Raw genomic sequence first — 13733 nt, 5'->3', positions numbered from 1 at the left:
CCTCACCTGAGTTTGAGACGGCCTCGACATCTTCCCTGAGATTACAACCGTCAAAGCACGGTTTTCCCGATAACCTGCCGCATTTTCCCGCATGATTATTTATTCAGTATTCTCCAAATGACCGTGCGCGGTGTCCGCTTTTGAACAAGCCGAGTTCTAAATAACCGCGTTTCCAGCCTGTACATTGCAATTTGCTACTTCGGCACGCCATTTGTTATACATTTACGGAACTAATAAAAAATCTATGAAGGGCACGTATCTGGGAGAGTTTGAGGAGGTGGTGCTGCTGGCGGTTGCCATGCTGGCCGGTGAAGCCTACGGTGCTGCTATTACGAATGAGATCGAGCAGCAAATGGCACGGTCGGTGAACCTGGGTGCTGTGCACGCAGCATTGGCCAGGCTGGAAGAAAAAGGTCTGCTCACGTCGAGACTGGGTGGAGCCACAGCAGAACGTGGCGGGCGCAGCAAGCGCTTTTTTTCGGTTACAATGGCTGGTATTAAAGCACTTGACACCATCCGCGAGATCCGAAACCGCATGTGGAACGCTATTCCCAAACCCGCCTAAGCCATGAAAGGAGAAAGCCAACCACCCAAATGGGCCACCCGGCTCCTGCATTGGTTCTGCGCTTCGCACCTGGTTAATGACCTTGAAGGCGACTTGCTCGAGCTTTTTGCACAACGCGTCCGCAAGCATGGGCTGCGACAGGCGCGCCAGCGTTACGTGCGCGATGTATTCAGTCTGATGCGTCCCTTTGCATTCAAAAAAGAACCTGAAAGATATCCCAAACCTGTTTTTTCCCCGCCTGCCATGATCCGTAACTATCTTAAAATCGCTTTTCGCAATCTTGCAAAGCACAAAATGTTCTCCTTTATTAATGTTATGGGGCTCTCGGCAGGCATGACAGCCTGCTTCCTGATTGCGTTGTACGTGCATTTCGAGCTCACTTACGATGCATTCAACAAAAAAGCCGATCGTATTTATCGCGTCGCTACCGACGTTCAAACCAACTCTGAAACGCTCCGTTACAGCATTAGTCCGTGGGCGATGGCATCCAACATGCAAAATGATTTCCCAGAAATGGAGGCCTGCGCACGCGTACGGAAGGAAGAAATGCTTTTCCGGAAAGGCGATCTGAAATTCGTAGAAGAAAATGCGGTACTGGCGGATTCGACGTTGTTCGAGGTTTTTGATTTCAAATTATTAAATGGCAATCCCAAAACTGCATTAATGACGCCTCTGAGCATTGTTTTAACTGAAACTTCTGCGCAAAAATATTTCGGCAACAAAGACCCCATGGGACAAACATTGTTGTGGGGCGATCAGGGCGAGCTGGTAACGGTAACCGGCGTCATGCAAGACCCGCCCGTTAATTCGCAGATCAAAGGAGATATGTTCGTGTCCATGAGCACCTACACCGCGCATCGGGACAAAAATATAGAGCAGGAATGGGGCAGCTTCGGCGCGACTGCATTTGTATTGCTCAAACCGGGCACCGATCCTGCGACAATGGAAAAGAAGTTTCCTGCGTTCCTGCAAAATCATGCGGGTAAGATGATGGCCGAGCAGCAAATGCAGATCCGGATGTTGCTCGAACCCCTGAGAGACATTTACCTGCACTCGACGCGCCCGGCGGATGAGTCGGGAAATATTAATAATGTGTATGTTTTCTCCGCGGTAGCCCTTTTTATTATGCTCATTGCGTGCATCAACTTCGTAAACCTCACCACGGCGCGATCGGTGGAGCGCGCGCGCGAAGTAGGTGTGCGAAAAGCCGTAGGTGCGGCAAGAAGTACATTGGCGCGTCAGTTCCTGGCAGAATCGATCATGATGTGCGTGATTGCATTCCTGATTTCCGTCATACTCTCCGCTGCATTGATCCCCCTTTTCAATGAGCTGGCGGGCAAATCGGTGAGCAAGGGCATTATCGCTGAGTTGCCATTTGTAGCGATTCTGCTTGTGGCAGCATTATTGATCGGGTTGCTGGCAGGCATTTACCCGGCTTTCGTTTTGTCCTCTTTTGAGCCGGTAAAGGTCTTGAAAGGCCGTTTTACAACCAGTGCAAAAGGCGTTATGCTCCGAAAAGGGCTGGTTACTGTTCAGTTCACGATCTCGATCACTATGATCATTGCGACCATCGTAGTGTACACGCAGCTGGATTTTATGCGTAGCCATGATCTGGGTTTTTCCAAAAACCAAACACTGGTCATTCAGTCGGGCGTCGGCCGCGAGCGGGATGTATTTGAGGCTTCCATTATGGATCTCGCCGGGGTCAGATCAGCCACGGCTTCCGCGGCGGTGCCGGGCGGCTTGAACCCGCAGGCTTTCTCGAAACTGGAAAACAAGCGCGGCGAAATGCAGGCGGCAAACCTGGATGTGTATCGTGTCGACTTTGATTTCATAACACAATACGGCCTGAAAATAGTGGCTGGGAGGTCATTTTCAAAAAAGTTTGCTACCGACAGCACACGGGCACTGGTAATCAATGAAGCGGCAGCAAAAATGCTCGGCTATGCAACGCCGGGGGAAGCCGTCGGTAAGCAGTTCGATCAATGGGACCGGCAGGGCACAATTATTGGCGTAGTAAAAAACTTCCATTTCAAATCGTTGCAGGAAAATATCAAACCACTAACCTTCCGCCTGATTGACTTCTGGAACGGCAAGCTGCTTTCTGTACAGGTGGATGGAAAAAATGTAAAGCAAACGCTTTCCGCCATTGAAAATAAATGGCGGACCATGCACCCTGACCAACCGTTCAGCTACTATTTTCTCGACGAGTTTTACGATCGGCAATACCGCGCCGATGAGCGATTCGAAGCGCTTTTTCTGAATTTTGCCGTATTAGCAATCTTCATTTCCTGCCTCGGACTGCTTGGCCTTGCCTCCTACTCCACCGTCCAGCGCACCAAAGAGATCGGTGTGCGGAAGGTGATGGGCGCTTCGGCAGCCAGCATTGTCACATTATTATCCGGTGATTTTCTCCAACTTATTGGTATCGCCTTTATCATTGCCGCTCCGTTGGCCTGGTTTGCGATGGACCGCTGGCTGGATAGCTTTGCCTATAAAACGGATATTCATCTGTGGACTTTTATCGTGGCCGCGTTGCTGTCTGCACTGGTCGCTCTACTGACGATCAGCTTCCAAAGTATCCGGGCCGCACTGATAAACCCTGTGAAAAGTCTTCGAAGTGAGTAGGAATCACAGGTAATTTATGCAAAGCGTCTTAGTTATTTTTCAAATCTTTGGGTAAGAATCCGAATTTACGCTTGAAGGCAACGGTGAAGTGCTGTGGGTTTTTATAGCCCGATTGCGCCGCGATCTCGGCAATGGAGGTTTGACCGCCACTATCCAGAATTTGCTGCCGTGCTTCTTCCAGCCGGATACCCGCAATAAATGCGAAAATGGTGGTTCCAAAAAGTTGCTTGAAACCCTCCTGAAGCTTGGTCCGGTTGATACCAGCAGTTTTGGAAAGTTCTTCAATAGAATGTAGGCTGTGAACATTGGCAAGCAAAAGCGCTTTTACCTCATGCAATTTATCAATATCAATTCTTTTCAGGTTTTTAATATTGGCTTCCAGCGCATGTATCTGCTCGATCTGTAAAGTGAGGAGCTCAATGACCTTTGCTTCAATAAACAATTTTTTCAAAGCTCCGGCAAACTTACAATCCCTGATCTGCACCAGGATGTGCTTCATAGCAAGCGTTATCGGGAAGCTGCGGTTACCCATGATCGCGGGATGGTTCTTCTCGATATTATTTCCAAATCCACGCAGGATTTCCAGATCGTTATTGAAGATCTTCCTTAAAAAATCAAGGGAAAGTTCAATTTCAACGCTGTAAGAATCGGGTTTTTTGAGATAATTCAGTCTTCCGTTCAACGCCGGGTAAAAGAGCAATGCATGTGAACCGCCATAAATTTCGGCAGGCACTTCAAACTTGGCATTCGGGTAATAAAGACAGCCCGTGGTGTTCAATTCAAAATGCATTTGCAGATAGGGAAAATCACTTTCCAGGATGTGCACAAGATCTTTTTCCAAAGATCCTTTCATCATTGAAATGATCATCCCGGGGCAGTATATGCGATGCGTACGCATGTGCATTCCGCGATAGTCCATTTCAGACACGCTTTCCCGGATCTGAGAATCGCCGCCTACGTTAAATCCTTCTGCATACTCGCGGACAAAGTTCAACTCTGCAAAATCATCTGATTTAAATACAATTTTCATGCAAGATCCTGTTTCTGGCGTCATTAAAACTGCTTTTCACGTTAACCGTATCCGCCTATACGATACTACTTTTGACACTATTTTTAAACAGTCTTAATAACAAATTTATACAGAGTTGATAAGATCTTTACTTGTTCTGCGACTTTTATTTGCAATACTTGCCTTAAACCACTTGCCCGCAGCAGGTCAGGAAACCTCTTTTCTCTCGGGGACAGTACAAGACAGCCACGGAGATCCGCTTGCCGGCGCATCCATACTCGCTCAGGATCTCAATAAAACAACATTCACAGACAGCACGGGAATGTTTCAAATGACAGTTCCCTTCAGAGAGTCCTACACTGTTGTCATACAGCATATTGGCTACAAAAAGCTGGTCCAAAAAATGACGCAGAAAGATTTAAAAAGAGGCAACCTGGTTTTTCCGCTGCACGATGACCACACACAACTTTCAGAGGTTCAGATCCTGGGGCGAACCGAAACCCAGCAAGCGAAATTGCAGCCGATCAAAGCGGAAATTATCAATACAAAAGCAGTTCAGGAGCAACCGTCGACATTGGTAGAACTCATGAACCGCTCGGCAGGCATCCGCATCCGGCAAACCGGCGGACTAGGTTCCAGCTCCGGACTAATGATGAATGGTTTCCAGGACCGGGCCATCAAAAATTTCAGGGACGGTATTCCGCTTGATTACCTGGGCGCGGGCTATAACATTTCGCTCGTGCCTGTGAATATGCTGGAACGTGTGGAGGTTTACAAAGGTGTTTTACCAACAGGGCTGGGCGCGGATGCTTTGGGCGGTGCCGTGAATATGGTCACAAAAAAAGCACTTTACCGTTACGCTGAGGCTTCTTATGAAATAGCGTCTTTTAACACACACCGTGCTTCTCTTAATGCATTGTACAGCGATACAACCCGTCATTTTTTTGTCGGGACGGATGCATTTGTTAACCGGTCGGACAATGATTACAAGGTGGATGTGACCGTGACCGATCTGGAAACTGCCGCCCGCCGCCCAGCCACCGTGCGCTTGTTTCACAATCAATTTACCAACTACTATGCCGAGGCTTACGGTGGACTGACCAACCTCCGCTGGGCCGACGAGTTGAGAGTCGGCCTGACCTGGTTCCACATTAACCGTCAAAATCAGTATGGCGCAACCATGTCCCAGCCGTTTGGTGCATCGGTGAGCAGACAGCATTCGATCATACCGACGCTGCGTTACCGTAAAAGGTTTGGAAAACTCGGCATTGACCAATTTTTAACCGCCAGCAACATCCACACGGCGCAAGTGGATACGGTAAGGGGCACTTACGACTGGTACGGAACATTTATTCCGAGTCCGTCAAGGCTTGGAGAAATCTCCCTGAGAGGAAGTTTGTCCGATATCAAATTCTCCTATTTCACGTCACGCACCCATCTGAGTTATCAGCTCGCCGAGAATCATCTGGCCGAGGTGAATGTGGTATCAACAAACATCGGCCGCACCGGACGCGATCCTATGGGACTCACGTTGCCCCAAACCGGGCAGGACATATTAGCGCTTCCTGCAAAATATTATAAAGTGGTTGGTGCAGCCGGCATTCAATCGGTTTTCCTCAATGATAAATTAACCAACAACCTGATTGCCAAATTCTTCCATTACAACACATCTACAATTAACGTAGACATTTACGGAACAGCCCTGGGCGAACACCGGTCAACTTCCGAAAACAGCTTCGGGATTGCAGAAGCATTGAAATACGCATTCACGGGCAACACTTTTCTCCGGTTTTCCGTTGAGGCCGCCACCCGCTTGCCCGAACAGGACGAAATGTTTGGCGACGGCAATTTCCACCGGTCAAACTTCCTTTTAAAACCCGAGAAAAGCACCAATATCAACCAGGGTTTCAGGACAGAAAGACGCGGGGCCTACACCCTGGAAGTGAACTCGTTTTACCGCATTACCAAAGACCTGATCCTGAAAGTGCCGGTTGACTTTCTGTTTACCCAAAACCAGAATGTTGAAAATGTAAAGGGCCTGGGATTTGAAACCGACCTGAGCGTATCCCTAAACCGCTGGCTGCGCGCTAATGGCAATTTCACTTACCAGGACTTCCGTCTTTTCGATACCCAGAATCGCCAGACAGAAAAGGCGCGGCTGCGCAATACACCTTATTTTTTTGCCAACCTGGGCCTTAACGGCACCATTAACCAAGTCGGCAATCGCGGAAGGATGCACCTTTATTACTATTTCACCTTTGTACGTGAGTATTACCTGAACTACGTGCCCAAAAGCCTGGAACCTGACGGCTTTCTGGGGCTTTGGGGCAAAGCAAAATTCGATGCGCCGAACATTATCCCAAACCAGGGACTACATTCGGCCGGGTTCACTTACCACCCGGGCGGAGAGCGCTTTTCAATCGGTTTTCAAGCAAAAAATTTCCTAAACGCCCGCGTTTATGACAACTTCCGCATTCAAAATGCCGGCCGCAGCTTGCACCTCAAATTAAATTATACCCTCAAATAAATTTTAGTATTCTTATCAATCAAATGTTATGAAAACCCCTTTATTTAAGTCCCTGCTCTATTTCTTCGCCGCCTCGCTGTTTCTCGGCTGCTCGTCAGACGACGACGGGGGAACGCCTGCGCCGGAAGAAAAAGAGAAGTTTATACTCATGACCACCACGTCGCGCTTCGAGGCTGGCTTTATCGCGCCCATTGATGGGCTGCCTTCGGGAACAATTCAGAACAACAACCCCAAGACCTTGCAGGTAGCCAAGGCGTTCGGATTCCGGACTTTTGGAAAATGGCTTTTTAACCGTTCCAATGCGGCTGGTGACGAGGGTTTACAGAAATACACCGTTAATGCGGATGGAAGCCTGAAAGACGAAGGCTTTATCGCAGGCTCTACTCAATATCTGGTTGTAAATGAGACCACCGGCTACTACCTGGACGTGACCCGAGGCACGCTGAAACTGCAAAAATTCAATCCCACGACCATGTTGCGGACAGGTGAAGTGGATTTGTCGGTTGTTCAGAAAGCAGGTGTGCAATATCAGGCGGTGGGACAACATACGATCGCTGCCAAGGAAGGCAAATTGTTCGTAGGGATCACTTACGGCACCAAAGCAGCGAGCGGATTTGGCGACGACGTTTTTAATGCAATCGAGTTCGCGGTTGTAGATCTGGCGACGGATAAGTACGAGAAAACGATTAAATATGACGGTCTGAAAAGCATTGGCTGGGGCTCGTCGGGGAACAAAATGTGGTCAATCGGCGATGATGGCGCATTATACCTTTACAGCACCGGACTGGGGAATTCCATGTTCGCAAACTCATCCATTATCCGCATTAAGAAAGGTGAAACGGATTTTGATAAAACCTGGATTTTTTCAACCAAAGCACTTAAAGCAGGAAGCTCAATCGCTACGGCTTTGGTAAAAGGCGGAAAGCTATATTTTGAAATGGCTTCTGTGCCGCTGAAAAATGACTATTCAAACCTTACTGCCAGCATTTTTGAATATTACACTTATGACATGGCCACCAAACTGGTGACCAAGATCGAAGGCATGCCGCTGCATGATTATGCTTATGCCAATGAGCAGGCAATCACAGAAATCGACGGCAAAGTTTACCTGTGGGTGAGAAACGGAACAGTTACCGGCTCGGGAAGTACGACGGTAACCACAGTCAATGAGGACGGATATTATGTGGTGGATGACAACAAGGCAACGTCTGTCTTCAAGGTTGACCACGACGGGTCCATTCAGGGTTTTGCCAAGCTCAGTCAATAATTCATCTACAACGGATAACCTTTTAAAATTATGAGTTCTGTTAAGAAAATCCAGACCTGGTTCCAGATCCACAAGTGGACGAGCCTGATATGCACGGCATTTTTGCTGATGCTTTGCCTTACTGGCCTTCCATTGATATTTCATGAAGAGATTGAGGAACTGGAAGGAAAGCCACACCTGGCAAAACAGGTGGCATTAGGCACGCCGAAAGCCAAACTGGATAATCTTGCAGAAAACGCGCTGACAAAGTATCCCGAAAAGGTTATCCGTTACATTTACTGGGACGAACACGAGCCCAACACCACGTATTTTAGTCTCTCCGATTCCATTGACGCACCGCCGGACAATTACACGACCGTGATCATGGACGACCACACGGCAGAAGTTTTGGAAACGCCCAATTTCCAGGAAGGTTTTATGTATATCATGCTTCAATTGCACATTGATATGTTCATGGGCATTGGCGGCAAGCTATTCCTGGGCTTGATGGGATTGGCATTCATTGCAGCCATTGTTTCCGGCATTATGCTCTACGGCCCGATCATGAAGCGGTTCGATTTTGGAATGGTGCGCACCGAAAGGTCCACCCGGCTAAAATGGCTCGATCTGCACAATTTATTAGGTGTGGTTACGATCGTCTGGGGAGTTGTAGTCGGCTTCACAGGAGTGATTAATACCGCTTCTGAAATTGTCCTAGGCCTTTGGCAAATGGGGCAGCTTTCTGAAATGACTGCACCTTATAAAAATGCTGAACCTTTAACCGGGAAACTAAGCTCCCTCGACCAGGCAGTTCATCTAACCGAACAAGCCGCGCCGGGTATGCAGCCATCCCTGATCGCTTATCCGGGAACGCCATTCACCAGCAAGCACCATTACGCCGTTTTTGTAAAAGGAAATACACCGTTGACGAAACGCATTATCAAACCCGCATTAATTGATGCAAAAAAAGGAAATCTCACCGATTTGCGGGACATGCCGTGGTATGTAAATGCATTGTTCATTTCCCAGCCACTGCATTTTGGGGACTATGGCGGATTACCGCTTAAAATCATCTGGGCACTGTTCGACATTGCGACCATCGTCATTTTGGGGAGCGGCCTATACTTATGGTTTGCACGAAACAAAGCAACGAAGGCACATATCACCAGGCTGAGTAAAAATGAAACCGAGATTTTAACAGTTCAGGCGCAAAACGAAAATGTTTAACCTCAAAGCGACCATCTCATGATGAAAAATAATTTTTGGAAAGTCTGGGGAATTCCTTCGATAATCGGATTACTATCTGCAACAGGTCTTGTTTCTGCACTGACCGGCGATGGCTTTTTCGACCTGCTGTCCTGGCTTTCGCTTGGAGCGCCGGTCGTGATGACCGTCTGGTATCTGCTGAAAGCCAAAAAGAAGCCAGTTGCAGGGCGCAGCAGATAAGCCGCTGCAAACGGTATTTCTAAACTCCCGGCGTTCCTTTCCAGCGGTCATGTGACCAGAGCCAATGCGCAGGATCTTTTGCAATGTTACTTTCCAGTCGGTTATAATATGCGTCGGTAATGTCCATAGGCGGCGCTTCCGACGGTTTTTCAGAAATAACGTGAAAGGTGTAATCGTAATGAAAGCGGGCTTTTTTGGTGCATTCAAGATATACAACGGCTGAATCCGATGCGACCGCCAATTTTTCAGCACCAATTTGCACCCTTGTTTTTTGTCCGAAAAAATTAACAAAATGCTTGGAATCCATAGCAGGGCGCTGGTCTGCTATAACCACTACCAGTGAAGGATTTTCGTGTTGTTTCAATGCAGACAATGCCCCCCGGTAAAAATTCCTTTTCGGGATCAGTTTCACACCCAATGAAGAGCGCATTTTCAGTATCCACGCATTGATACGCTCATTGGATATCGGCGTATAGGCCGTATATACCTGAAAATTAACAACCTTAGGAAGGTTAATCAGGTATTCCCAATTGCCGTAATGCGATGCCAGCAGCACGACGTGCTTATTTTTCTTATAAAAGCCTTCCAGTAATTCGGGGTTTGTGTAAGTCGCCAGCTTTTTCCGGCTCCTGGGACCAACCAAATAATACAGGAACGGCTCGATAACAAGGTCGCCCAGATGCTGATAGTAATTCTTAATGGTATTAACAACTTTCTTCTCACTCTCTGATCCGAACGAAACGAACAAGTTCTTTTTGATAACCTTGTAGCGGTATTTCATAACCTGAGATGTAAGCAGGTAAATGAGTGACGATAATGCTGCGGCTATCAGAAACAGCGGTTTACTTATCCCTGTCAAGGATTGTTGTGTAGATTTATTTTTCATGGCTATAACGTATATTAATCTTCGATCCGGCGGATTTCAAACATCGAAATCAAACCAGACACGATTATAACACCATAGTCCGCCATAAAAGTTTGGAAAGATCGGTCATCATCTAACTCTATTATCTAAAAAAGATCTGCTTGGTTATACCCTTGCCTTCACCCGTTACACGCATAATGTACTTACCAGTGGGAAGATAACCCACATTGAATTGCACCCGGTTTTCGAGCGATTTGGGAGAAAAAGATCTTACAACTTTGCCATAAATATCGAACAGCGTAATCTCTGCATTGGCGATATTATCCCTCGATTCAATATAAACAGCGTTGCCCTCTGCCGGATTAGGATAAATCACCACATCACTTTCTTCGACGGTTGTGACCTCCTGCGATGCCGTGCCCGAATAACATGCAAGTGAATTGTTTCCTATGCTGTATGTCAATTTCGCCCTGGCGGAATAAAGCCCTGTTTTCAGGATTCTGACCATCTGAGCAGCGGTATCGCCTTCTATGCCCGGCCTGTTCCATAGAAATTGCACAGGATCAACAACGTCATCAATACGGGCAGTAATGGAAAACGGGCCGGATGGCTCGATTACCGGCAACGAAATGTCCGGACGGATGATCAGGGAAGATCTCGCAGAATTTTCCGAAACACATCCGTAAACATTTTGTCCTTTTACAAAATAATCGCCGCTCTCAGCAACGCGTGCAACCGTGCCTGTGGCAAAGGGTGTTGTGGAGCCTTCGCGATACCAGGTGTAAAGGTCGGTAGCGTTGGAAACGGCGAACTGAAACGACGAATCGGCGCAGGCTTGCTGGGTTCCTTCTTGCAAAATACTGGGACGATCGGGCTTAGGCCCACTTTCCAAGACCACCGCCGGTGTGAGCACAGAGTTTCCAGCCGCATCTCTTACAGTAGCGCGATACATTCCTGCACCGGAAACCTGAATGGTGTTACCCCGCTCGCCGTTACTCCATTCATAAGACTGAAAGCCTGTTGGCAGCGTAATGGTGACCGCATTATTTTCTGTAACGCAGCTTACACTGACTGGCGGGAGCTGTACCGGATTGGCAGGCGTGACGGTTGAAAAGAAATTGGCATCCAAAATGGCACTCCAGGCATTCGCGAGGATTGTTAGATCCCCGGTTCCCTCGAAATGTGTGCCGTCGATTCTGTTCGGGACGAGCGGATCGGTTTCTGGTCCGGGATATGTAGGATTGAAATCTGTATTTAAAACAGCGTTTTGCGCAGCAATAATATCATTGTTAACAGACGAGGGAATGCCTCGCTGCGGCGAGGCACGCGATGTTCTGGCCAGGACCCACGTTATTCTTTTTCCAGTGTCCGCCCCGAGGCGGTTCATGAGGAACTGGAGATCACGTCTGTAACTCGCAGGATCTGTTTTAAAGACAGCGTCTGTTTCTCCCTGCATCCAAAGCACTGCCCTGACCCCATACTGATGGGCGTAGTTACGCGCAGCGATCCTCAGATTCGCATAGGGCATTTCCTTTGCATAGACATGTCCGTACAAGCTTGTTGTTTTAACGCCCGCAGCACTTTCAGCCCAGTTTTTGACGGCTGTTCCTTCCCATGCAACATTGATAAATACAACCGGCACTTTCAGCTTGTCAACCAGTTGGTCGCCCAGAATACCCCAGCACCAGGCAGTTTGCCCGCGGGGTGACATGGTTTTCAGGTTATCGGTAATTTTTGAAAAAGATGGTGGAACAGGATCTGTAAGCAGGTCGGGATATTGGCCCAATTCGTCATTTTCATAATTATCAATATAAAGCACACGGTCGTCAGTGGCCCCCGGTGCCCCAGATTTGCCTTTGAGGCCCTGCGCGTTCGATTGTCCTGCAATGATAAAAACCTCCCCAACCCCCATACGGGTGAGAACGTCCCTGCCCACAACGCTGCCATCGAGTACACCCCGCACTTCCAGCGAATACCAGCCGCCCAGGAGCGGAACGGTTCCCAGAAAAATGCCGCCCTGGGGTTTAATCTGCAAGTCTCGCCATGGAACTTCCTTGCCTTGCCCTTCCAATACCGGAACTGCCCGAATTTCAATTTTATCAACCGGAACTGAAAATGTACCGGAAACAGAAATTTCGCGCTCACCGTCATTATTTCTTTGATAGACAGCCTGGTAAACGGGGGATGTAATTTTAATTTGAGAAAAAACTTCCGGCGAAACAAAGCATACGAACAGCAGTGCTTTCGCCAGAACAGAAAGAAAAAATCTATGCATTTGGTCTTATTTTAACTGACAGGATAAGGATTTGCTACTGTGAAGAATAGAAAAAATTGACAAGTTCCTTTTGCTCATTATAACGCAGCGACCAACGCTCACGCTTATGATTGTAGAGGTCAAATTCGTAAGATTTGAAGTTCTCGAATTCGCTCCTGAAACTCTCATCAAAATTTTGCTGACTGTCCAGGTTGAAGCCGAACAGTTGGGACTGACCTGCAAAAAGATCTCTGAAATGTCTGATTTCGGCATTTTTCAGGTTTGATAGCCTAGACATTGTAGTAAAACTGGGATCAAATTGTCTAATGCGATTAAACTGAGGAACTAAGAGCAAATCACCGTCGTCATCAAACAACATCGTCAGATTAGTAACACCCAGGTAGTTAATAATTACCTCATGAGTTTTCGCGCCATCTGGAAGCACATTTACCCTGCACTCGGCGAACGTCAACTCATTGTTGTTAATAATGTGCTGTTTGCTTTGCTCGCTGAGATTGGTCAGACTGTTGACAAAGCCCGGGTTGGGCCGGTGCCTGGCATTGATGTATTGCCGGATCTTCTCGGGCAGGTCTTCTATCGATCTAGTACTGTAGGAAGCTTGCTGATAGGGCCGAAGGGCGATTATCAGGTCAGGATCGTAAGGCTCAAACGTCAGCACGTACTTATGCCCGTTTAGCTCATAATCGAAAATGTCATCCAAAAATTGATTGCCGTCATAAATTGATTCGACGATCCTGTGATTGCTGATCTTGCCGCCCCGTATGGCGAGGGTGTCCAGTTTCGACAGAAGCCTCGCAGGAATTTGGTCGTCCGCCTGCCTGGCAATGCTCAATATGCTGAAATTATTGACAACCGATTGATAGTTCTTGCCTTTAAAGCGAAAATTAAGCTGATACACTTTACCGTGTTCCAGAACCCTCATTTTCGATATTTCGGCAGACGGGTATCTCTGGTGAACAATGTCCCTTGCGCTGCTCGGAACGTTCATATCAGGCGCAACCTTTTCGCGGCTACACCTGCTGATCAGCACAACAAGCAGGAAAAAACTAGCTATTGCCAGCGTTTTAGAGCCTGATAGGATTGACACAGTTTGATCGTTGGCGTGCATGAGGGAGTTGAGTTGAAGTTTTTGATACAGACAGGAGTTTCGTGCAGAAACGCTGCTCCGTTTT

At 47.7% G+C, this 13733-nt stretch carries 10 protein-coding genes; 6 read left to right on the top strand and 4 right to left on the bottom strand.

From position 1 onward, the window contains the following. The first annotated feature begins 244 nt into the window (after positions 1 to 244). Both MUK70_RS05120 and MUK70_RS05115 read left to right on the top strand, forming a co-directional pair. Positions 245 to 565 (top strand): PadR family transcriptional regulator, encoded by a 321-nt coding sequence (locus MUK70_RS05120; protein ID WP_234604312.1) that lies wholly within the window; start codon positions 245 to 247, stop codon positions 563 to 565. 3 nt (positions 566 to 568) lie between these two features. Then, positions 569 to 3193 carry an ABC transporter permease gene (locus tag MUK70_RS05115; protein WP_234657509.1) on the top strand — a complete coding sequence of 875 codons (2625 nt, stop codon included), beginning with the start codon at positions 569 to 571 and terminating at the stop codon, positions 3191 to 3193. A 28-nt stretch (positions 3194 to 3221) separates the two neighbouring features. Here the strand turns inward: MUK70_RS05115 and MUK70_RS05110 are convergent, their stop codons facing one another. After that, a complete protein-coding gene (locus MUK70_RS05110) occupies positions 3222 to 4223 on the bottom strand; it encodes a helix-turn-helix domain-containing protein (RefSeq protein ID WP_234657511.1) in 1002 nt (333 codons plus the stop codon). Between the two features lie 172 nt (positions 4224 to 4395). Here MUK70_RS05110 and MUK70_RS05105 point away from each other — a divergent pair, with 172 nt between their 5' ends. The 4 genes from MUK70_RS05105 to MUK70_RS05090 are packed head-to-tail and all read left to right on the top strand — an operon-like array spanning position 4396 to position 9421. Further along, a complete protein-coding gene (locus MUK70_RS05105; protein ID WP_244784708.1) occupies positions 4396 to 6729 on the top strand; it encodes a TonB-dependent receptor in 2334 nt (777 codons plus the stop codon). A 28-nt stretch (positions 6730 to 6757) separates the two neighbouring features. Further along, entirely contained in the window at positions 6758 to 7996 is a 1239-nt protein-coding gene (locus MUK70_RS05100) for a DUF4374 domain-containing protein (RefSeq protein WP_234657515.1), read from the top strand. 30 nt (positions 7997 to 8026) lie between these two features. Then, positions 8027 to 9202, top strand: a complete 1176-nt coding sequence (locus tag MUK70_RS05095) for a PepSY-associated TM helix domain-containing protein (protein WP_234657516.1) — start codon at positions 8027 to 8029, stop codon at positions 9200 to 9202. Positions 9203 to 9220: 18 nt separating this feature from the next. Next, positions 9221 to 9421 carry a hypothetical protein gene (locus MUK70_RS05090; RefSeq protein ID WP_234657517.1) on the top strand — a complete coding sequence of 67 codons (201 nt, stop codon included), beginning with the start codon at positions 9221 to 9223 and terminating at the stop codon, positions 9419 to 9421. 19 nt (positions 9422 to 9440) lie between these two features. On the opposite strand, the gene MUK70_RS05085 is transcribed toward MUK70_RS05090, so the two are convergent. From MUK70_RS05085 to MUK70_RS05075, 3 genes are all read right to left on the bottom strand, one after another. Next, positions 9441 to 10307 carry a lysophospholipid acyltransferase family protein gene (locus MUK70_RS05085; RefSeq protein WP_234657518.1) on the bottom strand — a complete coding sequence of 289 codons (867 nt, stop codon included), beginning with the start codon at positions 10305 to 10307 and terminating at the stop codon, positions 9441 to 9443. A gap of 121 nt (positions 10308 to 10428) precedes the next feature. Next, positions 10429 to 12561, bottom strand: coding sequence for a T9SS type A sorting domain-containing protein (locus tag MUK70_RS05080; RefSeq protein ID WP_234657519.1), 2133 nt, complete (start codon positions 12559 to 12561; stop codon positions 10429 to 10431). A 34-nt stretch (positions 12562 to 12595) separates the two neighbouring features. Continuing rightward, positions 12596 to 13669: a hypothetical protein gene (locus MUK70_RS05075; protein ID WP_234657520.1), complete on the bottom strand. Its 1074-nt coding sequence runs from the start codon at positions 13667 to 13669 to the stop codon at positions 12596 to 12598. Between the last annotated feature and the right edge of the window lie 64 nt (positions 13670 to 13733).

The sequence above is a fragment of the Dyadobacter chenwenxiniae genome, assembly GCF_022869785.1.
Taxonomy (GTDB): domain Bacteria; phylum Bacteroidota; class Bacteroidia; order Cytophagales; family Spirosomataceae; genus Dyadobacter; species Dyadobacter chenwenxiniae.
The sequence above is the reverse complement of the archived record's forward strand: the minus strand, read 5'-3'. Positions and strand labels throughout refer to the sequence as shown.

Coding starts and splice junctions, on each gene's coding strand:
- MUK70_RS05120 (WP_234604312.1), top strand. CDS start 245: ATGAAGGGCACGTATCTGGGAGAGTTTGAGGAGGTGGTGCTGCTGGCG.
- MUK70_RS05115 (WP_234657509.1), top strand. CDS start 569: ATGAAAGGAGAAAGCCAACCACCCAAATGGGCCACCCGGCTCCTGCAT.
- MUK70_RS05110 (WP_234657511.1), bottom strand. CDS start 4,223: ATGAAAATTGTATTTAAATCAGATGATTTTGCAGAGTTGAACTTTGTC.
- MUK70_RS05100 (WP_234657515.1), top strand. CDS start 6,758: ATGAAAACCCCTTTATTTAAGTCCCTGCTCTATTTCTTCGCCGCCTCG.
- MUK70_RS05095 (WP_234657516.1), top strand. CDS start 8,027: ATGAGTTCTGTTAAGAAAATCCAGACCTGGTTCCAGATCCACAAGTGG.
- MUK70_RS05090 (WP_234657517.1), top strand. CDS start 9,221: ATGATGAAAAATAATTTTTGGAAAGTCTGGGGAATTCCTTCGATAATC.
- MUK70_RS05085 (WP_234657518.1), bottom strand. CDS start 10,307: ATGAAAAATAAATCTACACAACAATCCTTGACAGGGATAAGTAAACCG.
- MUK70_RS05080 (WP_234657519.1), bottom strand. CDS start 12,561: ATGCATAGATTTTTTCTTTCTGTTCTGGCGAAAGCACTGCTGTTCGTA.
- MUK70_RS05075 (WP_234657520.1), bottom strand. CDS start 13,669: ATGCACGCCAACGATCAAACTGTGTCAATCCTATCAGGCTCTAAAACG.